Source organism: uncultured Flavobacterium sp., from assembly GCF_963974175.1.
Taxonomy (GTDB): domain Bacteria; phylum Bacteroidota; class Bacteroidia; order Flavobacteriales; family Flavobacteriaceae; genus Flavobacterium.
In genome coordinates, this window is the sequence record NZ_CAXBBR010000002.1 from 360028 (window position 1) to 383778 (window position 23751).

The following is a 23751-nucleotide window of genomic DNA, read 5'->3' on the forward strand; positions in this document are numbered from 1 at the left end:
TTGGATATTGAAACGTTTTAGAAAGCGTTATTCCCTCTTTTTGTGAATATATCATTTTTTATTTGGCATAAAAATAAATTATTTATCGATTTACATCGATTTCGTTGATTATGTTTCGGTTTTTTTGATTTTTTCAAATTTATTAATAATCTAAAAGTTCTATATTTGGTGTTCTTTCAAATAAACAAACTAAAAACAGAGCTGATGAAGACTTTAAACGATTTTGATTTCAAAAATAAAAAAGCAATAATACGTGTTGATTTTAATGTGCCGTTAGACGAAAATTTTAACGTGACTGATGCTACTCGAATTGAAGCAGCAAAACCTACAATCGATACTATTTTAGCTCAAGGTGGAAGTGTAATTTTGATGTCACACTTGGGTAGACCAAAAGGTGTTGAAGAAAAATACTCATTGAAGCATATTTTGAAAACAACTTCAGAAGTTCTTGGGGTACCAGTTAATTTTGTTTCAGATTGTATTGGAAAAGAAGCTGAAAATGCTGCTGCAGGATTACAGCCAGGCCAAGTTTTATTATTGGAAAACTTACGTTTTCATAGTGAAGAAGAAGCTGGAGATGTTGCTTTTGCAAAACAACTAGCGGCACTAGGAGATATCTATGTAAATGATGCTTTTGGAACTGCACACAGAGCGCATGCTTCGACTACTATCATTGCACAGTTTTTTGAAAACAAAAAATGTTTCGGATTATTATTGGCTAAAGAAATAGAGAGTTTAAACAAAGTATTGAAAAATAGCGAAAAACCAGTAACTGCTGTTTTAGGTGGATCAAAAGTGTCTTCTAAAATCACTGTTATCGAAAATATCCTGGATAAAGTTGACCACATGATTATTGGTGGTGGAATGACATTTACTTTTGTAAAAGCATTAGGAGGAAAAATTGGAGATTCTATTTGTGAAGATGACAAACAAGAATTGGCACTTGAAATTCTAAGATTAGCAAAAGAAAAAGGAGTACAAATTCATATTCCAGTTGATGTGGTTGCGGCAAATGCATTTTCAAATGACGCCGAAACTAAAATTGTTGACGTAAGCGAAATTCCTGATGGATGGCAAGGTTTAGACGCAGGTCCAAAATCATTGGCAAACTTCGAAAAAGTAATTATGGAATCAAAAACTATTCTTTGGAACGGTCCGTTAGGAGTTTTCGAAATGGAAAGTTTTGCTAATGGTACTATTGAACTTGGTAAATATATAGCAGCTTCTACTGCAAAAGGAGCCTTCTCTCTTGTGGGTGGTGGTGACTCTGTAGCGGCAGTAAAACAATTTGGTCTTGAGGACAAAATGAGTTACGTATCTACAGGTGGTGGTGCGATGCTTGAAATGCTTGAGGGTAAAGTATTGCCAGGAATCGCAGCGATTTTAGACTAGACATTTCACTTTTAACAATTTTTATTGAAGTTTGTAGTTATAACATATTAAGTTTGTAAAAATAACAGTTCCTTAATCGTTTAGAATTAAGGATGTTGACAACATTAATATGACTATAAAAAATATATCACTATCCTTCATTTTATTAACATCAATTCCTTCGTTTTCGCAACAATTTGCAGAAAGCAAAGGAATTGTTAGTATAGAAACAAATCTATCGTACCTAGATTCAATTAAAAAGACCTTCGTAAAAGATGACATGGCTACTTGCGTAGACAGTTTATGGATGAAGGAATTGACAAATCTGGAGTTGTACAATGATATTACTTCTGATATTGAGAACATCAATATGGATGCGAAGGTAGATTATGAATTGCCTACGGAATTGTTGAAAGCAAGATTGGAGGCCATGAATGCAAAATCACCTTTCAAGATTGAATACAATGAGAGCCTTGAAAATGTAATTAAATCGTTTCTGAAGTACAGAAAGCATTCGTTTGAGCGATTAATGGCAATCTCAGAGTATTATTTCCCCATGTTTGAAGAGGCTTTCGCCAAACAAAATGTGCCTTTGGAGATAAAGTATTTGTCTATTGTCGAATCAGCATTAAACCCAAAAGCAGTTTCCAGAATGGGCGCCACAGGACTTTGGCAATTTATGTATCAGACAGGAAAACAATACAATTTAAAGATCGATTCGTATGTAGATGAACGAAGCGATCCTTTGAAATCCACTGCCGCAGCTGCAAAATACATGTCTAATATGTATTCCATTTTTGGAGATTGGGAATTGGTATTGGCATCTTATAATTCAGGACCGGGGAATGTGTCTAAAGCAATCAGACGCTCCGGAGGAAAGCAAAGCTACTGGGATATTAGAAAGCACCTTCCTAAAGAAACACAAGGATATGTTCCTGCTTTTTTAGCAACCATGTACTTATATGAATACCACAATGAGCACGGAATAAAAGCAGATAGAGCGGTAGTGCAGCACTTTGCAACGGATACCATAATGATTAAAAAGCAAATGTCATTCAAGCAGGTTGCTGATTTATTAGACGTTCCCGTTTCACAATTACAGTTGCTGAACCCGTCATATAAATTGAATATCATTCCTTTTTATAACGACGAACATCATTATTTGAGATTACCAACAGAAAAAATAGCCACATTCGTTTCTAATGAAGACAAAATGTATGCTTATATACAACATGAAATAGATGTTAAGGAAAGCCCTTTCATAAATTCAAGAGCTATAGCAAAAAGTGATGAAAGCAGCACTGAAACAAAAACAGTTTCACAAACCAAAACAAAATATTACAAGGTAAAACGAGGGGATAATCTGAGTTCAATTGCCAGTAAATATGATGTTGCTGTTGCCGAAATTAAAAAATGGAACGGACTTAGAAGTAACTCGATTGGCTACGGAAAAAGTTTAAAAATCATTACTACAGAAAGCGTTGTGCAAACCGTTAAAAAAGAACCTAGAACGGAAATTGCTTCAGCAGATGTAAAAGTCGTGAGGGACATTAAAATTATAAAAGAGGTTAAGACAGATACCGTTTCTGCAAATACTGCCACTAGTTATATTGTTCAAAAAGGAGATAATTTAAACAGCATTGCTCAAAAGAATAATGTTACAGTTGCTGAAATTAAGGAATGGAACCATCTCTCGAATACAACTGTTCAATTAGGAGCGTCTTTAAAGGTTGCAGAAACAAATACCGACAATAAAACGGAGCTTGTTGCAGAAGCAGAAATGAAAGACATTGAATATACAGTCCAAAAAGGAGACAACCTTGGAAATATAGCGAAGAAATTTGGCGCTTCTTTAGCTGATTTAAAAGAATGGAATCAGTTATCAGACCATAATATTGTTTTAGGTAAAGTCTTGGTAGTTGCTAAGAATGAAGTTGCCATCAATACGGCTCAAGCTTCGGTAGATTCATTCAAAAAGAAGGACAATGCAGCCGTATCTAAAAAATTGGTAGCCGACTATTATGTTCAAAAAGGCGATTCTTTATACAGCATAGCCAAAAAATATCCTGGAATAACGATTTCAGACATTAAAAAGTGGAACGATATTCGCGATGAAAAAATTAAACCTGGAATGAAGTTGAAAATTAGCGGATAATACGTTTAACTTCTATAAATTTGGGTTTTATTTTATAATATAATTAGAATGAATAAATCCTATTTTTTAATACTCCTTATTTCGGTTCTGTTTTTTTCCTGTAAAGAGGAAAAAACTAACGCTATTCGAAAAACGACTGGAAAAGTCAATAATATCTCTGTTATTATTGATGATCAGCTCTGGAATGGCGAGATAGGGGATAGTATAAGAAATAAGTTTGCTTCCCCAGTAATCGGATTGCCGCAAGAAGAACCTCTATTTACTATAAATCAATATCCTATTAAACTTATGGAAGGGTTTATGACGGATAGCCGAAATATTATTATAGTTAAGAAAGGTGATAAAAATTACTTCGCCATAAAGAAAGATGAATATGCCTCACCGCAAAATGTTTTTCATATTTCAGGAAAGACAGGAGCAGACATTGTAGCTATTTTAGAAAAAAACACCTCTCAAATAATCCAAATCATTCGCCAGACTGAAATTGAGGAATGCCAAAGAATTAATAAAAAGTCACTTCTTGAAGAAAAATTATTTACTGAAAAATTCAATATCACTATAGACGTCCCATCCGATTATGAAAACATGGTGCAGGATGCTAATTTTATTTGGCTAAAGAAAGAATTAGTAAGCGGAAACACTAGTTTATTAATTTATCAAGTACCCATTAATGCGATAAAGAACAATAAAAATTTGGTTTCAAATATCATTAAAACGAGAGATTCTATAGGTGCTTTATACATTCACGGGAAAGAACCCGATACGGATATGATTACTGAAGAAGCTTATGCTCCTTATTTCTTTAAGATTAAACTGGACGGTAAATTAACGTATGAAATAAAAGGAACCTGGGAGTTGCGAAACGATTTCATGTCGGGCCCTTTTATTAATTACGCTATTTTTGATACAGTAAATAATAGAGTGTTGTTTCTGGAGGGATTTTGTTATTCACCTTCGAAGGAAAAACGAGATTCCATGCATGAATTAGAATCCATTATAAAATCAGTTACAGTGCTTAAAAAAGAATTGTAAAGGAGCATAAATTCCAAAACCTAAATTTTAAAATAAAGAAACAATCCATGGCAATACAATGGAAAATAAAGCTTTTTGAGGCACTTTCAGTTAATGAACTATATGATTTACTTAAATTAAGAAGTGAGATCTTTGTAGTGGAGCAAAATTGCGTCTATCTTGATCTTGACGGCAAGGATAAAGTTGCATTGCATCTTTTTGCAGAGTTTGAAGGAAAAGTAGTGGCTCATGCCCGACTTTTTAAACCCGGAATCAGTTTTGATAATGCATCAATAGGAAGGGTAGTGGTAGATGCTAATTACCGTGACAGAAAATGGGGTCATGATTTGATGCGGGAAGCTATCGCTGGAATAGCGCAGCATTATGGGGAAAGTAAAATAACTATTGGCGCTCAATTATATCTGAAAAAATTCTATGAAAGCCACGGGTTTGTGCAAAGTAGCGAAATGTATCTGGAAGATGATATTCCACATATCGAAATGAAGAAAGAGTAATTATATTTTAGTAATAAGAAACTCAACTCTCCGGTCAAATTCTTCCCCTTTTCCTAAGGGGAATTTATTTCCAACACCCTTATAAGACATCCTTAGGCTATTGATGTTTTGGTTCATTAAATATAGGAAAACAGATTTGGCGCGGTTTACGGATAGTTTTCGCTCATTTGTTTCCCTATCGATAGCGTCTTCGTAATAACTCGGAGTGCAGCATACATGGCCTATAATTTCAAATTCAATTCCTTTATTTGAGTCAAGTATTTTAGCAATTTTGTCTAATTCTTGTTTGGATTGATAGTTTAGTTTGCTGCTTCCAAACGGGAAATATATTTTTTCTAAATAAATCCGATCTCCTACTACGTGCTTGTCTTGAAAAGAGTTGTAAATCCCTTCCCCAAAGCTATTTTTCTGCACAAGTAGTAAATCGACACGTCGGTTTTTGGATCGTATTTCACCTAGATTTTCTAAAAGATCATCAGTTAAAATGACGCGTCCTTTTCCTTCAATTATTACAATTTTGTTCTTATTGAAGCCGTAGGAAATAAGTAAATTACGAACAGTATTTACTCTTTGCTCGGATAATTTGTAATTATAATCAGCGGTTCCCCGATCGTCGCAATAGCCATAGATTTGAATAGATTCTATCCTAGAAGTATCTACTTTAATTATAAAATCTAAGATCATTTGCTCCTGCTCAGAATAGAGGTTGGATTTATCAAATTCAAAATAAACAGTTTCTACTTTCCCTGCTTGAGCGGTAAGATAACTAAAGGACAGCAGAGCTATTATTTTTAAATATTTTAGCATTAAATTTTTAAAATATTTTTATAGTCAGCACTATTGTTTAAAATACTGACGGATTTTTTTATTTCGGAATTAGTTTTCACATAATATTGATAAAGACCTTCCTGATATTGGTATCGTTTAATAATTTCATCAACAATTAGCCCTTTAATTTCTTCTTGGTTTTTATCCAATAGTGTCTCTTCACTTTTTTGAAGTGCCGCAAGAAGTTGTTCATATTCTGTAGTAATCGTGGCGTCTATTTTTTCTTTTTTGGCCACAGCCATAGTGTTTTTTAGTGCCTGCTCTGTTTCGGTATCGAAAGAAATTTTCTGAGTTTTTAAGAAATTTTTGAAATCCAAAAAGTCAGTATTCGAAAAAGAAGGTACTTGTACTCCTAAATTAGGATTTTTGTAATAATAGGCAGTTGCATAATTGAAAATCCCATCATTTTTCAACAATGCATTGGCAATAGGACTTGTTTTTGTTTCTTCAAGTTGGATGTCTGGTAAGACGCCGCCACCGTCATAAACGCTTCTTCCTTTTCTAGTTTTAAAGCTATTGTAGTTTTTTTCATCCGTTCTAATGGCTACGCCATTTTTATCCTTATGGGCATAGTCTAAAGCTTGAATACACCTTCCTGATGGTGTGTAATATCTAGAAATCGTTACTTTTAACTGGGTGTTGTATGTTAAGTCTATTGGTTTTTGTACCAAACCTTTTCCAAAACTGCGACTTCCCACTATTACAGCTCGGTCTAAATCTTGTAACGCGCCCGCTACAATCTCTGATGCTGAAGCACTTTTGTCATTTATAATTATTACTAATGGAATTGCCGTGTCGACCGGTTCCATTGTCGTTTTATAGGTGTTGTTGTGTTTTTCGTTTTTCGATTTTGTGGTTACGATAACTTCATTTTTCGGTACAAAGAGATTGCATATGTTTACCGCCTCATTCAATAAACCTCCGGGATTTCCTCTTAGGTCTAATATAATTCTTTCAGCACCTTGTCTCTTTAGTTCCTCTAATGCTTGTTTGGTTTCATAGGAAGCTTTTTTATTAAAATGTGCCAAGACGATATATCCTGTTTTTTCATCTATTTTTGAGAAAAACACCACCGATTTTATTTCGACTTCATCAAGAATAATTTGTGCCGTATTTGTTTTTCCCTGACGGATATATTTGACGTCGATTTTGGTGTTTTTAGCTCCTTTCATGAGTTGGGAGGCATCGTCTTTGAAGTCGGATAAAAGAACATCTCCTATTTGAGTAATTTCATCTCCGGGTTTAAGACCAGCTTTATCAGCAGGGAAATCTTTGTAGACCTCACGAATAATTATTTTATCCTCTCTTCGGGTAATCAAAGCGCCTATTCCTGTATATTCCCCGGTATTGTTTATTTTAAATTTCACAACTTCCTGTTCATTGAAATAAACAGTGTAGGGATCTAGACCAGCTAACATGCCTTTGATCGCATTGTCCATTAGGTCTCCAGGGTTTGTCTCATCAACATAATTGATATTCAATTCCTTGAAAAGTGTAGTGAATATCTCGATTTGTTTTGCAATTTCAAAAAAATCATTTTTGAAACTGGCACCTAGAAACAGTAATGCCGAGGCAACTACGGGAACTATGTATTTTTTTTTAAAAAAGTTTGTCATCTTAAACGGTTTTTTTCTTAAATCTTTTTTTTACAAAATAGAACACTATTCCAAGGAGTATAAGGAAGGGCCAAACGCTAATTAAACTTATGAAAAAGCTTGAGAAGCTATTAAATCCAGATTTGACTGCATTCCAGATTTTCATTCCATACGAAACGGTTATACCACTATCTGGAGCAACCGGTTTGTAAAACTCTACAGTAACTGTACTTAAAGAAATCCTATCTTGTAAATAGTTAAATTGTCCTTGCTTAGCTTCTATTTCTTCACGAATGGCTGATAGTTGTGCCTCAACTTCTAACATTTCCGATACTTTATTTGCTTTTTTTAGTAATTCAATATATCGATTTTCAAGTACTTTTTTAGTTTTTAATCTCGCATCAATATCAATATATTGAGTCGTTACATCTTGTGCTGAAATTTCCTTATTGTCAAAATAGGAAACGCCTTTTGATATGTTTTTTAAAAAACCATCAAAATTCTGACTAGGAACTCTAATGACTAATCGTCTAAAGATAGTGCCGTAATCTTTTCCTTCAGTGTCATTTTGTATTGAGCCACCACTTTCGGTAGTGCTTTTTAATATCTGATTGTAAGTAGAATTTAAATCAGTAGTTTCAAAACGAAGATTAGCTTCTTTAATTATTTTTTGTTCTGTAGTTTTTTGTTCTTTCTGAGAGGAGTTAATTGGAGGCTCTTCAGTAACTTCTTCTGCGTTTGCAACTACAGGTTTCACAAATTTTACTTGATCTAATTCTGATGAATTTGGTGACATTGAAAAAGCTGCTACTTCACTGTCGGATTTTTTACAGCTTGAAAAAGATATTAGCACCAATAAAAACAGAATAATAGATTTCATATTAATTTATTTAGAGCTAAAACTACAATTTTTTTGATAAACTCTAATTTAATTATTGAGGCGAAATTATTCTTTTACTAGATCGCTATTTGTTTCTGTTTGTTCTTTTTTACTGTTTTGTGCTACAAATTTTTCAAACAACTGAATGGTCTTGATGTTAATCTCCTCATAAGACAAGCGGTCTTTGGTCTGGTAAAAAAACATGAAAGAATACGTTTGGTCGAGTTTGTCAGTAAGGATGTGTTTATTCAAACGATAGGTCTCACGCAGAACACGTTTGAAGTAATTCCTGTCAACTGCTTTTTTAAAGTTCCTCTTAGAAACAGAAACTCCCATTTTTATTTGCTGACCGTCACTTGATGGCCCGCAATGATATACGAGTCGTAGCGGATATTTAGATACAGATTTCCCTTCAGTAAATAATAGTCCAATTATGATTTTACTTTTTAGTTTTTCTTTTTTTGGATAAGTGAAATTCATTTTTCTTTAGAGAGAGGGATTATAGCAGACAAAGGTACAATTAATACTAATTGTAGTTATTTATTAGTCAGAAAATGTATAGGATGATGCAGATATAGTATTAAAAGAGTCCTCCCGATAGCTATAGGGATTATTGTACTATCATTGAATACATAAACGCTAAACCTATTATTGTGTAGGAATTAATTAGCAGTAAAAATATATTTGCTACTTTTGTCGCTTAAATTTTAAGCATGGAAAAAATAATATCGTATCCCATATCCGTAATATATTATTTGTTATTTGGTCTTACGTTGGTCATTTTTCACCCTATTCAATGGGTTTGTTTCAATGTTTTTGGATACCAGGCTCATAAAAAAAGTGTGGACTACATGAATTTTATTTTCGTGAGACTCACGAACCTTTTGGGAACAACCTTTAAATTTGAAAATATAGAAAGTGTACCCAAAAACGTACCAATTATATTTGTTTCTAATCATCAAAGCATGTACGATATCATAGCAATGATTTGGTATTTACGTAGATTTCATTGTAAATTTGTAAGTAAGAAGGAATTAGGCAAGGGAATTCCAAGTATTTCCTTTAATTTGCGTCATGGAGGTTCTGTGTTGATTGATCGAAAAGATCCTAAGCAAGCGATTCCTGCAATTAAAGGTTTGGCCGATTATATAGTTGCAAATAACCGTTCGGCAGTTATTTTTCCGGAAGGAACTAGAAGTAAGACAGGGAAGCCAAAAGAGTTTGCGCAAACAGGTTTGAAAATATTATGTAAGAACGCACCATCGGCTTATGTCGTTCCTGTAAGTATAAACAATTCTTGGAAAATCGTTAAATATGGATTTTTTCCATTAGGTTTGGGAAATCGGCTTACCTTTGTATTACATAAACCATTAGCAGTAAGTGAATATGATTTTGCGGAGCTAATGGAGAAGACAGAAAGCGCAGTAGTAAATGGAATAAAATTTTAATTTATATAAAATGTCAATAAAAAACATTCGATTAGAAGTTATGCAGTTTTTGGAAAAAAACGTTGATAGCTATGTTGATCAATATTTAATACCTGTTGAAAAAATATGGCAACCAACCGATTTTTTACCCAATTCAGAAAGTGACAACTTTTTTGAAGAGGTTAGAGAGTTGCGCGAGATAGCAAAGGAATTACCTTATGATTTTTGGGTAACCCTAGTTGGAGACACCATTACTGAAGAAGCCCTTCCTACCTATGAGTCTTGGTTGATGGATGTAGAGGGAATTGATAACGTAGAAAGAAATGGTTGGTCTAAATGGATCAGACAATGGACAGGTGAAGAAAATCGTCACGGTGATTTATTAAACAAGTACCTTTATTTATCTGGGCGTGTTAATATGCGTGAGATTGAAATGACAACGCAACACCTTATCAATGATGGTTTCGATATTGGAACTGGAAGAGATCCGTATAAAAACTTTGTATACACGAGTTTTCAAGAGCTTGCTACTTATGTTTCTCATAATAGAGTGGCACAAATGGCTAAGAAATATGGAGACAATAAATTGTCAAAAATGTGTAAGATGATTGCCGGTGACGAGATGCGCCATCATCATGCTTATTCAGAGTTTGTAAGCGCTATTTTCAAGATAGATCCTAGTGAGATGATGCTTGCTTTTCAATACATGATGAAACAAAAAATTGTAATGCCAGCACATTTCTTGAGAGAATCAGGAGAGAAAATAAGTACTGCATTCGAACAGTTTTCTGATTCAGCGCAGCGTATCGGAGTTTATACTGCGGCAGATTATATTGATATCATGCAAAAATTAATGGTTAAATGGGAAATTGATAAAATTACCGGTTTAACTGATGAGGCAGAGAAAGCACGTGATTATTTAATGAAATTACCTGCTAGAATGGCTAGAATTTCAGAAAGAATGGTTATTCCTCAAGAATCCCATATTTTCAAATGGGTAGAGCCTGCAAGATTGTAGGTTTTAGTTGTAAAAGTAACGAATGTTGATTTTAGAATCAACAATAAAATAAAATACAAATGTTGATTTTTAGAGTGTAATAACTTTAGAAATCAACATTTTTTTATAAAATATAAAAGATGAATAACACAGATATCATAAGTAAGACTATCACTTTTGTTAAAGAAAAATTGAAAAATGCAGAAGGTGGCCACGATTGGTTTCATATCGAAAGAGTCTATAAAAATTCATTATCGATTGCAAAAGATGAGGTTTGTAATGAGATAGTAGTAAAACTAGCAGCGTTGCTTCATGATATAGCAGATAGCAAATTCAATAATGGAGACGAAGTGGTTGGACCGGAAACAGCGAGAGCATTTCTAGAATCAGAGGAAGTGGATGAAGCAATTATTGAGCACGTTATCAAAATCATAGAAAACATCTCTTTTAAAGGAGGAAATTTCAAAAAGGACTTCTCGTCTATAGAATTAGAAATTGTTCAGGATGCTGACCGTTTAGACGCTATAGGTGCTATAGGTATTGCTAGAGCGTTCAATTATGGCGGATTCAAAAACAGAGCGCTGTACGACCCTAAAATCGCTCCGAATTTAAAAATGACAAAAGAGGAATATAAAAAAAATGATGCGCCTACGCTAAATCATTTTTATGAGAAACTGTTCTTGTTGAAAGATAAAATGAATACGCCAACTGGCAAACAAATTGCGTTAGAAAGACATCGTTTCATGGAAAGCTTTATTGCGCAATTTTATGCGGAATGGGATGGGGAGAAGTAAGTGAGCAGTGTTCAGCTTTATAGTGTTCAGAACTATTGATTACTAAAAAACGGAACACTTAACACAACTAAATTATTCCTTTTTCTTTCATTTCGATAATTACATCCGAAGCATTTTTAAACGTAGGTGGCTGTTCTATAATACTTCCCACTCTTTTTTTGTTGAGTTTGAAAGTAATGTCGTTTTCTGTTGTAAATAAAAGGGCTGTCAAAAAAGGATTGTTCATATACGGAGCCAATACTATAAAAGCTTCGTCAATCGTATGAAAACTTTCTATTTCCTCTGTTTTGTATTTAGCGCTAAGAGAAAGGCTAAAAACATCATTTTCCAGTAATACAGGTCGCACATAAATGTTTTTCAGTTCTGTATCACCTATGGTCTTCGCCAAAGTTAATTTGGCATAAGTTCCGTTTTGAATACTTTGTTTTACACTTTCCCAAAAAAGGGCAAATACGGGTTCGTATGACATGAGTTTAATTTTAGGTTTAATTTCTCTAAAAAGAGAGTGTGCAAAATTAGCTTTTGTATCTGAAAAGAGGAATGTATTCTACGAAAACTTTAATTTTTTAAATAGAAAACCGCAGATCCATAGTTTTAAAAGCAATGAATCTGCGGTATTTTTTTATATAATAATTTTATTCTCCAGTAAAGGCAGCTTTTCTTTTTTCTAAAAAGGCAGTAGTACCTTCCTTAAAATCATTGGTTCCAAAACATTTTCCAAAAGATTTTATTTCGGTCTCAAAACCATTTTCACCATCTTTATAATTAGCGTTAATTGATTTAATTGCTTTGCTGATCGCCAAAGGAGAGTTTTTCATGATTATTTGTGCAATGCCATTGCAGAAGTCTAAAAGTTCTGCTTGTGGTACCACATGGTTTACTAAACCAGTTCTGTAGGCATCTTCAGCGGTTACCATTCCTGCAGTCATAATCATTTCCATGGCGCGTCCTTTTCCTATTAATTGTGGTAAACGTTGCGTTCCACCATACCCTGGAATAACTCCTAAAGATACTTCTGGCAAGCCCATTTTAGCATTATCTGAAGCGACTCTAAAGTGACAAGCCATAGCTAATTCTAATCCTCCTCCAAGTGCAAATCCATTAACGGCTGCAATAACAGGGATTTTTAGATTTTCGACAAAATTGAATAAAATGTCTTGTCCTTGAGCAGCTAATTGAACGCCTTCTTCAACTGAAAAGTCGGCAAATTCAGCGATATCAGCTCCTGCAACAAATGCTTTTTCACCGCTTCCGGTTAAAATAACCACACGGGTGTCATAATTTTTTTCCAACTCCTGAAACGCCTCATGCAGTTCTTGAATCGTTACTGTATTTAGGGCATTTAGTTTTGTAGGGCGGTTTATAGTTATTGTTGCAATACTGTTTTCTTTTGCAACTAGAATGTTATTGTAGCTCATTTTAGTAATTTAAGAGTTAATTATTGGAAGTGATACTGTAAAACGTGTCCCTCTTCCATATTCTGTATCAAAGGTAATTGTTCCTTTATAATTTTCAATGATGTTTTTGATAATACCCAAGCCTAATCCCATTCCGCTATTTTTAGTGGTGAATTTAGGTTCGAAAATACGACTAATATCTTCAGGTTTGATTCCGATTCCATTGTCTTCAACGATGATTAGTACATTGTTGAGGTCTTTTTTTACGGCTACAAAAACCCTTTTATTTTCCTGTTGTTCTGGTATTGATTGAATGGCGTTTTTAACTAAATTGGTGATGATTCGAATCAATTGTGTTCGGTCTACTTTAGAAATAATTTCGGGAGAATCACTTTCAAAGACAATGTGTTCTTCATTAAAAATATCTAGTGACAGTTCAACGACTTCCACTACATTCAACGTTTCGTTTTGTTGTGCTGGCATAGAAGCAAAATTAGAAAAAGCAGATGCAACGGCGTTCATGGTGTCAATTTGCTGAATCAATGTCTCCGAGTAATCTTTCATTTTTTGTATGATGTCAGGATCTTCGGGATTGAATTTTCTTTCAAAGCTTTGTACAGTCAAACGCATGGGCGTCAAAGGGTTTTTGATCTCATGAGCCACCTGTTTTGCCATTTCGCGCCAAGCTTCTTCTCTTTCGCTTTGCGCTAATTTCACGGCACTTATCTCTAGCTCTTCGACCATTCGATTATAAGACTTGATCAATAAGTTGATTTCTTTGCTGCTCGCCTCTAGTACTATTTTTTTATTTTTTTGGCTCAAACTGGTTTCGTTTATCCGGTCTGAAATCGTTTTTAGTGATTTAGTGATGTAAGTTGCGAGGAAGTAAGCTAGTCCAAATGCCACAATTAACATGAAGGTATAGACTTGCCCTAAACGGATTAAGAAACTATGCAGCTCCTTTTCATAAAAACCGTCGTCCTCGAGATAAGGTAAGTTCAAAACACCCAGTGGTTTGAATTTGTCGTCTTTTATTTGGGTAAAAGAGGAGCGGTTTTTAACACCATTTATCGTTTTAATGTCAACGTATCGTTTTTCAATCGAAGAGCGAACTAGTTTTAATATGTATTTTGGGATGGGCGGCGAAACCTTATCAACGGAAAAAGATTCTTTGGATGACTTTAATAGCGCGCCTTCTAAGCTATAAATGTTTATCTCAATATTGTGGATGTGTGCCAGTTCATGAATTTTATCCTTGAAAATTAAATCCAGGTTTTCAGTCGTTAAAGGGTAAGTTGTTGTAGAAAGGACATAATTGATATGCTCCCTAACTGCATTTTCTTTACGTTCCAGTCGCTCCTGATGGTATTCTTTGGCTTCGTTTTTAAATTGGATAATCGAGATGGAAGCTAGTAAAACAGAGGCTACAATTATCAGTACGATCATCGAAAGAAAAATCCGAATTCGTAGTGATAACATCGATAATTTGAAACCTTTTAGCATTTTTTAGTGATTAGTGAATAGTGAATAGTGATTAGTTCAAAGCCATGAAGCCAAGTACTAATAGCTAGTTGCTAATTACTTTTTTCTCGTATTCTCTTGTAAAATTTAAAGCCCAACATAATCGTAATTGAAAATATAAAAATGCCAGCGACCCCGTAAATCCAATTAACTGCATTTTTCAGAACCACTAAAAAAACGACTGCAAAAAGAATGATGGTAGCCCCTTCATTCCATAAACGCATAAAGTTAGTTGTGTATTTAACCTGGTCGTTTTGCAATTGCTTAAATATTTGATGGCACTTGCCATGGTATAAATACAACACAAATACAAAGCCAAGTTTTACATGCATCCATGGCATTTGCAACCAAGACTTTCCTAAGTCAGTGAAAAACAGCATCCAAAATGCAAAAATACTAGCTAGAATCGCCGAAGGCCAAGTGATAATATACCACAAGCGGTAGGTCATTATTTTATATTGTGCTTGCAAAATTTCTTTTTCAGGGGATGGTTTGTCATTTGCTTCAATTTGGTAAACAAATAAACGGACGATGTAGAATAAACCTGCAAACCAGGTAATTACAAATATGAGGTGTAGGGATTTGAGGTAGTTATAATATTCCATCAGTAGTTTTAATCAATTTTGTATTCATTTCTTTCTTTAGAAAATAACCGGTTAGTATTGTTGACAACACATCGGCAATAGGGAAGGCAACCCACACTCCAAAAATACCGAAAAAATTCGGTAGTATCAGTACTAACGGAATTAAGAAAAATCCTTGTTTACTCAGCGTCAGCATTAATGCTTTTTTAGCTTTACCTGCCGCTTGAAAATAGGCAGCCCCAATTAACTGGATGGCAATAATCGGAGAAGCAGCAAATACCCAGCGCAATGCATCCGGTGTTTCGGCAATAACTTTTGGATCGGTGGTGAAAATGGCGACTATAGGCGCAGCGTAGTAGAGAATAACAACAAAAATTAACGATGCTAGTAGCGCCGCATATTTTATTGATATTTGAATACTCTCTTTTACTCTTTCGTAATTTTGAGCCCCATAATTATAGCCAGCAATCGGGATAAACCCTTGTGTGATTCCAAGAATCGGGAATAGGGCAAACATCAACATTCTACTTATTATTCCGTAAACGGCAATCGAATGTTCGCCGCCATACGAGTATAAAGTGTGGTTGAGAATAATGGCCAAAACACCTATAACTCCTTGTCTTGAAAAAGTAACAAAACTTAGTTCTGTAATTTCTTTAATGATGGGTAAGTGTAATTTAAAATGTCGCGCTTTTAGTTTTAATTCGCTTTTATAAATAAAGAACCAAAGAACAAAAAGGAAGCACATAAAATAGGAAATGGATGTGGCTAACGCTGCTCCAAACATGCCTAATCCCATCACTTTTATAAAAATAATATCTAATATGATATTGACAAAAGCAGGAATAATCATGGCAACCATGGCAAATTTAGCTTTGCCTTCTGCTCTTATAATATTGTTTCCCATCATACAAAGTGCCAGAAAAGGCACAGAAACAATGATTGGGGAAAAGAATTCAGCTGCCGGTGCTATGATTGCTCCTTTGGCACCAAAAAGCAGTAGCATTTCAGAACTGAAAAAGATGCCAAGAACTACAAAAAGTGACGCCAAAATAAAGGTCATCATAATTTGATTGGCAAAAGTGGTTTTGGCTTTTTCGCGGTCTTTCGCACCCAAAGCTCTAGAAAGAACAGAACCGCCGCCCACACCAATAGCCATACCTAAAGATGAAATCAGGAATGTTATCGGTAAGACCACTGTTACAGCCGCAATAGCAAGAGAACCAATCCACTGTCCGACAAATATGGTGTCAATAAGAATATTGACGGACATGAACAAAATCCCAATAGAAGCAGGCAAAGCCTGCTTCATCAAGAGTTTTTTTATGTCTTCGGTTCCTAGTTCTTCGGCTGAAATTGCCATTTATGCAGTCGTTTTTTCAACAGCTACCCATTCGGTAATCCAATTGCTTACGGTATTGCACCAGGCATCGCTATCGTTCAGGCAAGGAATTGCCAAGAATTCTTCGCCTCCATGTGCCTTGAATTCGTGGTTAGCCTCCATCGCGATTTCCTCTAATGTCTCTAAACAATCAGAGACAAAAGCTGGAGTTACCACTGCTAATTTTTTAATTCCTTTTTCAGGCATTTTGTTCACTTCGACATCCGTGTAAGGCGTAAGCCATTTGTCACCCGCTAAACGGGATTGAAACGTTTGGCTGTATTTTCCTTCTGGAATACCTAATAATTTCACGACCTGTTTTGTAGTTTCATAACATTGGTGACGGTAACAAAACTCATGTGCCGGTGAGGGCGTATTGCAACAAGAGCCGTCAATTTTACAATGTGATTTGGTGATATCCGTTTTGCGAATGTGACGCTCTGGAATTCCATGGTAAGAAAACAACAAATGATCGTAGTCATACCCTTCCAAGTGCCCTTTTATAGAATCCGCAAGGTTTTGTAAATAGTCAGGTTTGTTATAAAAAGCAGGTACAATCGTAAATTTCATTTCTGGGAAATACTTTTTACGGTGTTCCTCGGCTAGTTCTAATATTGTAGTTGTAGACGCCATCGCATGTTGCGGATACAAAGGAAAAAGCATCACTTCAGTAACACCTTGATCATGTAATTCTTGTAACCCTGATAAAAGAGAAGGGTTTCCGTAACGCATGGCTAATGAAACGGGAACATTCACTAATTGCTTTACTTTAGCATGCATTCTTTTAGATATCACTACAAGTGGAGAACCTTCGTCCCACCATATTTTAGCATAGGCTGCCGCTGATTTTTTAGGTCGCGTTTGCAAAATGATTCCGCGAACTAATAATGCTCTTAACAAAAACGGAACATCAATTACGTACTTGTCCATTAAAAATTCATCCAAATAAGGTTTTACATCTTTTGCAGTTGGACTTTCAGGAGAACCTAAGTTGACTAATAATACACCTTTCATAAATTATTTCTTTTTATTATTATCATTGCTTCAGCTGTTCAGGTAAAACCCTTGAGTACGAAGAATGTGTAATCTTGTGGCAAAAGTAATTAAAGTTGGTTTGCTGTAAATTACGATTAACTATTTTTTATTTATTGTTTAATATAAAAAACCGATGACGAATTAAGTATTCGGATTTATGGACATTAAGTATTTTTTTGGCGTTGTAGCAAATTTCTTTTTGAAGGCAGCGATGAAATGACTTCCGGTGCTGTATCCTATTTTTAATCCTACCTCATTTACGTTATATGATCCGCTGTCGAGTAATTTTCGAGCAAAATCCATTTTGTAATCAAATAGAAACCCATAAACAGTATCGCCATAAATTTGTTTGAAACCCATTTTCAGTTTCTTTAAATTTAAACCTATTTCATCGGCCAGTTCTTGTAGACCGGGCGGTTCTGCCATATTAGCAATAATAATTTCTTTGGCTTTTCTAATCTTCATTACATTGTCTTCATCGATCAAAAACGGACATTGTTCTGCATTGGGATCTTCTGTTCGATTGAAATATAAACTTAATAATTCGTATCCTTTCCCTTTGTAATACAAGTTTTTTATCGAAGGATGCAGGCTGTAATGAAATAATTGCGATAGCACAATTGCCATCGACGGACTTATATTCCCTTCGTTATAATATTTTTTATCTTTGTTGTCTCCACTCAAAAAAGTAATATAATCTGCTTCTGTCGAAAATAAGGCATGAAATTTCTTGATGGAAATAATCACAGATATCACCCATGAATTTGGCGCTAACTCGAGATTTAAAGGCAATTCTTTTTGTGGATTGTATAAAAGCAAGGATTTTTCTTCTTTCAATTCTAAGGAATAATTCCCTTGATTGAATATAAATTTAGCGCTTCCTTTTAATCCAAAATGAAACTGAATCAACCCACTGCTGACTTCGCGCTGGGCATTAAAGGATTCTGTGCTGTCATTCTGAAAACGAATTAAGGTAAAATCATCTTCAATTTTTATAATTTCTTGAGAACTCATAGCGACATTTTTTAATTTAAAACATGACAATTATCAGCCGTGTTAGTTTAGAACGACTCTAAATAAGAAAGGCGTGACAACTTGATTTCATTACAAAACTAACTATTTTTGGATAAAAATAGCCGATTAGAAACAAAAAAACATCTAGCGACACAAAAAGAACTTCTAGCGTTACTTTTATAAAGTCTATAGTGATAATTTTGTCTCACTTTTTGGAAAAGTATTTATATGGAAAATAATAACCTATCAAAGCATCAGTATTTTTACTCCGTTGGATTAAGCTATAAAAAAGCAGATGCCGAGATTAGAGGAAAATTTAGCTTAGATGCTTTAGCTAAAACACGTTTACTGGAACAAGCAAAAGAGGAAGGGATTGAAAGCTTAATCGTAACGTCTACTTGTAACCGAACTGAAATATACGGATTTGCAGAACACCCTTTTCAATTAATCAAATTGATTTGTGAGAACAGTCAAGGTAGTGTTGAATCATTTCAAAAGGTTGGTTTTGTATATAAAAATCAAGAAGCTATAAATCATATGTTTCGCGTAGGAACAGGTTTAGACAGTCAAATTCTTGGTGATTTTGAAATTATTTCACAAATAAGATCAAGTTTTACGCAGTCTAAAGTAATGGGGTTAGCTAATAACTTCATGGAAAGATTAGTGAATGCGGTTATTCAGGCGAGTAAAAAAATAAAAACAGATACAGAAATTAGTTCCGGAGCCACTTCGGTGTCTTTTGCTTCGGTTCAATATATAATGAAGAATGTAGAAGACATTGGAAACAAAAATATTCTACTTTTCGGAACAGGGAAAATTGGTCGTAATACTTGTGAAAATTTGGTAAAACACACCAAAAACGAACACATCACTCTAATCAACAGAACAAAAGATAAAGCAGAGAAATTAGCAGGAAAACTAAACTTAATTGTAAAAGATTATTCAGAGTTACATCTGGAATTGCAAAAAGCAGATGTCGTTGTAGTTGCTACTGGTGCCCAAAATCCTACTGTAGATAAAGCAATTTTAAATCTAAAAAAACCTTTATTGATTTTGGATTTATCCATACCTAAAAATGTAAATGAAGATGTTCAGGAATTAGATGGCGTTACATTAATTCACATGGATTATTTGTCGCAATTGACTGACGAAACTTTAGAAAACAGAAAAAATCATATTCCAGCTGCTGAGGCTATTATTGAAGAAATCAAAGAAGAGTTCAATGTTTGGACAAAAGGGCGAAAATTTGCGCCTACCATTCATGCTTTGAAAGAAAAATTGAACGCTATCAAAACTTCTGAATTAAATTTTCAAAGTAAAAAAATAGCTGATTTCAACGAAGAACAAGCCGAAATTATAAGCGCAAGAATCATTCAAAAAATTACTACACACTTTGCTAATCATTTGAAAGATGATGATACCATGGTAGATGAAAGCATCGAGTGGATTGAAAAAGTTTTTAAAATAGGTCTTGCAGCGAAATAAATTTATATAAAACTTAATGAATCTTAATTTCTTAATGGTTTTTCTTTTTTAAGAAATCAAAATATAAAAATGGCTGAAAAAACAATACGAATCGGTACCAGAGATAGTGAACTCGCACTTTGGCAAGCACACACAGTAGAGAAAAAATTAAACGATTTAGGGTATAAAACTGAGATTATATCGGTTAAATCTACTGGGGATATCATTCTGGACAAACCACTTTACGAATTAGGAATCACCGGAATTTTTACAAAAACATTAGATGTTGCTATGATAAATGGCGATGTGGATATTGCAGTGCATTCAATGAAAGATGTTCCTACGGCTTTGCCAAAAGGGATTGTTCAAGCTGCAGTTTTAGAAAGAGCCAATACTTTAGATATTTTAGTTCATAAAGGCAATCTTGATTTTCTTAACGAATCAGGAACTATTGCTACAGGAAGCTTGCGTCGTCAAGCGCAATGGCTGAATAAATATCCAACACATAAAGTAGTTGACCTTCGCGGAAATGTAAATTTGCGTATGAAAAAGTTGAACGAAGGTGACTGGAACGGAGCTATTTTTGCAGCTGCTGGTTTAGAAAGAATCAACTTAAAACCGGAGAATTATATTAATTTAGACTGGATGATTCCCGCTCCTGCTCAAGGAGCTATGCTTGTTGTTGCTATGCAAGAAGATGCGTTTACACTAGATGCTTTATCGCAGCTAAATGATATTGAAACCGAAATCGTAACTTATATAGAACGTCAGTTTCTTAAAACATTAGAAGGGGGTTGTACGGCACCTATTGGAGCTTTGGCACGTTATAATGAAGAAGAGGATACCATTCATTTTCAGGGAGTTTTATTTTCGCTTGACGGAAAAGAAAAAATTGAAGTAGAAAAAATTGTTCCTATCGAAGAATGGAAAAAATTAGGTTTCTTTTCTGCTCAGGAAGTCTTGAATAATGGCGGAACAAAATTAATGGCGGAAATTAAAAATAACTTAAAGAAATAATGAGTCAAACAAGCATTTTATCAACCAAAACATTGTCTGCAGAACAAAGGCAAGTATTTATCGATGCTGATTTTGATCTTTTAGAGCAAGATTTTATCGAAATAAAAAACAACCTTTTTCAGTTAGATAAATTCAACGATAATTTGATTTTTAGTAGTCAAAATGCTGTTGTGAGTTTAATGGAACAAAGCGGTTGGGAAATTCTTAAGACTAAAATGGTCTTTTGTGTAGGTATTAAAACCAAAGAATTACTCGAAGCTAATGGTTTTACGGTTAGTGTCTATATGGATTACGCCTCTGAATTAGCGGAGATTATTACATTGATCTATAGCAAAGAGAGTTATACTTTTTTGAGCGGAAATTTACGTAAGGAAACCTTGCCAGCAGCCTTAAAAAGCGAAGGGATAACATTTAATGAAATAGAAGTGTACCAAACTACATTAGCGCCTTTCAAAATATCCGATCAGGAAAATTTTAACGGAATAATGTTCTTTAGTCCGTCTGCAGTGGAGAGTTATTTGACAAACAACAAAATCAAAAAGGAAATTTGTTTTTGCGTAGGGAATACTACTGCAAAAGCATTAGAGTTAAACAAAGTTAAAAACATTGTAATTGCCGAAATCCCAACAATCGAAGACGTAATTATTGAAGTGATTCAATATTATAATCCGGAAGAAAGTATCGAGCCTACAGCTGAAAATTAAAAAATCCAATAACCTCGCTGCGGTGGGGAATAAAAAAGATAGAATTATGTTAAAGAATGACTTGTTTTTAAGAGCATTAAAAGGAGAAACAGTTCAACGTCCACCAGTTTGGATGATGCGTCAAGCTGGAAGATATTTACCAGAATTTATTGCTTTACGTGATAAATATGATTTTTTCACCCGTTGTCAAACGCCTGAATTAGCTGCAGAAATTACGGTTCAGCCTATTCGTAGAATCGCTCCAGATGCAGCAATTTTATTTTCGGATATCTTGGTGATTCCACAAGCAATGGGAATTGAAGTAGAGATGAAGCCTAATTTTGGTCCGTATTTACCCAATCCTATTCGTACGATTCAGGATGTAGAAAAAGTGATCGTTCCAGATGTACATGAAACTTTAGGATACGTTTTTGACGCTATTAAATTGACTAAAGAAATGTTGAATGATGAGGTACCGTTAATTGGTTTCGCGGGTTCGCCATGGACTATTATGTGTTATGCAGTAGAAGGACAAGGATCTAAAAGCTTTGATAAAGCCAAAGGATTTTGTTTCTCTCACCCAGAAGCAGCACATGTTTTATTGCAAAAAATTACTGACACGACTATTTTATACCTAAAAGAAAAAGTAAAATCGGGAGTAGATGCCGTTCAAATTTTTGATTCTTGGGGCGGAATGTTATCTCCAGTAGACTATCAAGAATTCTCTTGGAAATACATCAATCAGATCGTTGAAGCTTTGGCCGATGACGCTCCGGTTATTGTTTTCGGAAAAGGATGTTGGTTCGCTCTTGGCGAAATGGGTAAAAGTCGTGCTTCTGCATTAGGAGTAGATTGGACTTGTTCTCCTAGAAATGCAAGATACCTTTCTGGTGGAAACATTACTTTACAAGGTAATTTTGATCCATCAAGATTGTTATCTCCTATTCCGGTGATTAAGAAAATGGTACACGAAATGATTGACGAATTCGGAAAAGACAAATACATCGTGAACTTAGGTCATGGTATTTTACCAAATATTCCTGTTGATCATGCAAAAGCATTTATCGATGCAGTGAAAGAATACAACCAATAATAGCAGATGCTGAATAAAGGATTAAGAGACGAAAAGAAAGTAAAGATTGACAATATGTTAAGTACTTTACTTTCTTTGGTTTTTGTGCCCAAATTTTGGAATATAGAAGACACGAGTTTAATTGATAGTCAGTTGACTGATTTTGATTTAACAACTGTGATTATTGACCAAATTGAAGAAAAAGATTTGATTCAATTATTAGATAAGTACGAAATGGATTGGGGTCAAAAAGAACAATTCGCGGACTTTCTAATTGCCTATTCAAAGAACAATCAATTTGATTTTTCGGCGAAAGCAATCGCTATTTATGAGCATATTCAATTAGAGAGTAAGACTTTTTCATTTGATATAATAAATAAAATTGCTGGTATTAAATCAAAACCATAAGGTAAATGATACTGTCAGAAAATTTCATTATCGATCAATTAAAATCAACGGATGCTACTACATTACATCTTTTTTTGTTAGATAATACAGCGCATCTTAGTAAATTTTTTCCGCTTACGCTTTCTAGTAATGAAACTATTGAAAAGTCAGTAGCTTATATTTTATAAAAAAATGATGAAATACGGCGAAAAGTAAATTTTACTTTTGTAATCAGAGAGTTAGATACGCAGCATATTGCGGGTTTAATTATGATTAAAAAAATTGATTGGGTAGGTCGAATTGGAGAACTTGCTTATTGTATTGGAAGAGATTTTGAAAGGAAAGGTTTGGTTACGAAAGCCGTTAAAGCTATTTCGGGCTTTGCTTATAATGAGTTAGATTTGAAAGTTTTACAGATTACCGCTCATAAAACGAATATAGGAAGTGTAAAGGTGGCCGAGAATTGTGATTTTATATGGAAGCGAACGTTATTAAATGAATTTTCTCCTATTGGAGAATCTCCGATAGATATGGAATTATATGAACATACAAATGAAAGATAAATAATGACTAAATTTATCTTTCAAGTTATTTTGATTAAAATTATAAACAATAGTTTTTAA

25 protein-coding genes are annotated in these 23751 nt (G+C 34.3%); 14 read left to right on the plus strand and 11 right to left on the minus strand.

The window, feature by feature from the left end:
• Positions 1–204: 204 nt before the first annotated feature.
• The 4 genes from AAC069_RS04540 to AAC069_RS04555 all read left to right on the plus strand — a co-directional run bounded on the left by AAC069_RS04540 (position 205) and on the right by AAC069_RS04555 (position 5052).
• Positions 205–1392 (plus strand): phosphoglycerate kinase, encoded by a 1188-nt coding sequence (locus tag AAC069_RS04540; RefSeq protein WP_339919303.1) that lies wholly within the window; start codon positions 205–207, stop codon positions 1390–1392.
• Positions 1393–1501: 109 nt separating this feature from the next.
• On the plus strand, positions 1502–3526 hold the full coding sequence (locus AAC069_RS04545) for a LysM peptidoglycan-binding domain-containing protein (RefSeq protein ID WP_339919304.1): 2025 nt from the start codon (positions 1502–1504) through the stop codon (positions 3524–3526).
• A gap of 48 nt (positions 3527–3574) precedes the next feature.
• The gene (locus AAC069_RS04550) at positions 3575–4558 is read left to right on the plus strand and encodes a DUF4837 family protein (protein WP_339919305.1); all 984 of its coding nucleotides are present in this window, start codon (positions 3575–3577) and stop codon (positions 4556–4558) included.
• Between the two features lie 47 nt (positions 4559–4605).
• Positions 4606–5052 carry a GNAT family N-acetyltransferase gene (locus AAC069_RS04555; RefSeq protein ID WP_339919306.1) on the plus strand — a complete coding sequence of 149 codons (447 nt, stop codon included), beginning with the start codon at positions 4606–4608 and terminating at the stop codon, positions 5050–5052.
• On the opposite strand, the gene AAC069_RS04560 is transcribed toward AAC069_RS04555, so the two are convergent.
• The 4 genes from AAC069_RS04560 to AAC069_RS04575 all read right to left on the minus strand — a co-directional run bounded on the left by AAC069_RS04560 (position 5053) and on the right by AAC069_RS04575 (position 8835).
• Entirely contained in the window at positions 5053–5859 is an 807-nt protein-coding gene (locus AAC069_RS04560) for an OmpA family protein (protein ID WP_339919307.1), read from the minus strand. It abuts the gene before it with no gap.
• A complete protein-coding gene (locus tag AAC069_RS04565; RefSeq protein WP_339919308.1) occupies positions 5859–7496 on the minus strand; it encodes a S41 family peptidase in 1638 nt (545 codons plus the stop codon). Before AAC069_RS04565 ends, AAC069_RS04560 begins: the two co-directional genes overlap by 1 nt.
• A gap of 1 nt (position 7497) precedes the next feature.
• Complete coding sequence (locus AAC069_RS04570; protein WP_339919309.1) at positions 7498–8355, minus strand: DUF4349 domain-containing protein; 858 nt, start codon at positions 8353–8355, stop codon at positions 7498–7500.
• 66 nt (positions 8356–8421) lie between these two features.
• Positions 8422–8835 carry a ribonuclease P protein component gene (locus AAC069_RS04575; RefSeq protein WP_339919310.1) on the minus strand — a complete coding sequence of 138 codons (414 nt, stop codon included), beginning with the start codon at positions 8833–8835 and terminating at the stop codon, positions 8422–8424.
• A gap of 233 nt (positions 8836–9068) precedes the next feature.
• Here AAC069_RS04575 and AAC069_RS04580 point away from each other — a divergent pair, with 233 nt between their 5' ends.
• The 3 genes from AAC069_RS04580 (at position 9069) to AAC069_RS04590 (ending at position 11573) form a co-directional block, all read left to right on the plus strand.
• Positions 9069–9803, plus strand: coding sequence for a lysophospholipid acyltransferase family protein (locus AAC069_RS04580; RefSeq protein WP_339919311.1), 735 nt, complete (start codon positions 9069–9071; stop codon positions 9801–9803).
• Between the two features lie 10 nt (positions 9804–9813).
• Complete coding sequence (locus AAC069_RS04585) at positions 9814–10800, plus strand: acyl-ACP desaturase (RefSeq protein ID WP_339919312.1); 987 nt, start codon at positions 9814–9816, stop codon at positions 10798–10800.
• Between the two features lie 119 nt (positions 10801–10919).
• Positions 10920–11573 carry an HD domain-containing protein gene (locus AAC069_RS04590; RefSeq protein ID WP_339919313.1) on the plus strand — a complete coding sequence of 218 codons (654 nt, stop codon included), beginning with the start codon at positions 10920–10922 and terminating at the stop codon, positions 11571–11573.
• A gap of 67 nt (positions 11574–11640) precedes the next feature.
• Here the strand turns inward: AAC069_RS04590 and AAC069_RS04595 are convergent, their stop codons facing one another.
• The 7 genes from AAC069_RS04595 to AAC069_RS04625 all read right to left on the minus strand — a co-directional run bounded on the left by AAC069_RS04595 (position 11641) and on the right by AAC069_RS04625 (position 18505).
• Positions 11641–12042 (minus strand): hypothetical protein, encoded by a 402-nt coding sequence (locus AAC069_RS04595; RefSeq protein WP_339919314.1) that lies wholly within the window; start codon positions 12040–12042, stop codon positions 11641–11643.
• 166 nt (positions 12043–12208) lie between these two features.
• The gene (locus AAC069_RS04600; protein WP_339919315.1) at positions 12209–12991 is read right to left on the minus strand and encodes an enoyl-CoA hydratase-related protein; all 783 of its coding nucleotides are present in this window, start codon (positions 12989–12991) and stop codon (positions 12209–12211) included.
• Between the two features lie 9 nt (positions 12992–13000).
• Complete coding sequence (locus tag AAC069_RS04605; protein WP_339919438.1) at positions 13001–14416, minus strand: ATP-binding protein; 1416 nt, start codon at positions 14414–14416, stop codon at positions 13001–13003.
• Between the two features lie 128 nt (positions 14417–14544).
• Positions 14545–15096: a CopD family protein gene (locus AAC069_RS04610; protein ID WP_339919316.1), complete on the minus strand. Its 552-nt coding sequence runs from the start codon at positions 15094–15096 to the stop codon at positions 14545–14547.
• Positions 15083–16438 (minus strand): MATE family efflux transporter, encoded by a 1356-nt coding sequence (locus AAC069_RS04615; protein ID WP_339919317.1) that lies wholly within the window; start codon positions 16436–16438, stop codon positions 15083–15085. The genes AAC069_RS04610 and AAC069_RS04615 overlap by 14 nt, the downstream gene beginning before the upstream one ends.
• Complete coding sequence (gene hemH, locus AAC069_RS04620; RefSeq protein ID WP_339919318.1) at positions 16439–17470, minus strand: ferrochelatase; 1032 nt, start codon at positions 17468–17470, stop codon at positions 16439–16441.
• 162 nt (positions 17471–17632) lie between these two features.
• Positions 17633–18505, minus strand: a complete 873-nt coding sequence (locus tag AAC069_RS04625; protein ID WP_339919319.1) for an AraC family transcriptional regulator — start codon at positions 18503–18505, stop codon at positions 17633–17635.
• 228 nt (positions 18506–18733) lie between these two features.
• On the opposite strand from AAC069_RS04625, the gene hemA reads away from it, so the two are divergent.
• The 7 genes from hemA to AAC069_RS04660 all read left to right on the plus strand — a co-directional run bounded on the left by hemA (position 18734) and on the right by AAC069_RS04660 (position 23691).
• Positions 18734–19990 (plus strand): glutamyl-tRNA reductase, encoded by a 1257-nt coding sequence (hemA, locus tag AAC069_RS04630; RefSeq protein ID WP_339919320.1) that lies wholly within the window; start codon positions 18734–18736, stop codon positions 19988–19990.
• 69 nt (positions 19991–20059) lie between these two features.
• Positions 20060–20986, plus strand: a complete 927-nt coding sequence (gene hemC, locus AAC069_RS04635) for a hydroxymethylbilane synthase (protein WP_339919321.1) — start codon at positions 20060–20062, stop codon at positions 20984–20986.
• Positions 20986–21690 carry a uroporphyrinogen-III synthase gene (locus AAC069_RS04640; protein WP_339919322.1) on the plus strand — a complete coding sequence of 235 codons (705 nt, stop codon included), beginning with the start codon at positions 20986–20988 and terminating at the stop codon, positions 21688–21690. Before hemC ends, AAC069_RS04640 begins: the two co-directional genes overlap by 1 nt.
• Before the next feature lie 46 nt (positions 21691–21736).
• Entirely contained in the window at positions 21737–22762 is a 1026-nt protein-coding gene (gene hemE, locus AAC069_RS04645; protein ID WP_091085420.1) for a uroporphyrinogen decarboxylase, read from the plus strand.
• A 6-nt stretch (positions 22763–22768) separates the two neighbouring features.
• Positions 22769–23149: a hypothetical protein gene (locus tag AAC069_RS04650; RefSeq protein WP_339919323.1), complete on the plus strand. Its 381-nt coding sequence runs from the start codon at positions 22769–22771 to the stop codon at positions 23147–23149.
• 5 nt (positions 23150–23154) lie between these two features.
• Positions 23155–23316, plus strand: coding sequence for a hypothetical protein (locus tag AAC069_RS04655; protein ID WP_339919324.1), 162 nt, complete (start codon positions 23155–23157; stop codon positions 23314–23316).
• A 12-nt stretch (positions 23317–23328) separates the two neighbouring features.
• Positions 23329–23691 (plus strand): GNAT family N-acetyltransferase, encoded by a 363-nt coding sequence (locus AAC069_RS04660; protein ID WP_339919439.1) that lies wholly within the window; start codon positions 23329–23331, stop codon positions 23689–23691.
• Positions 23692–23751 lie beyond the last annotated feature (60 nt).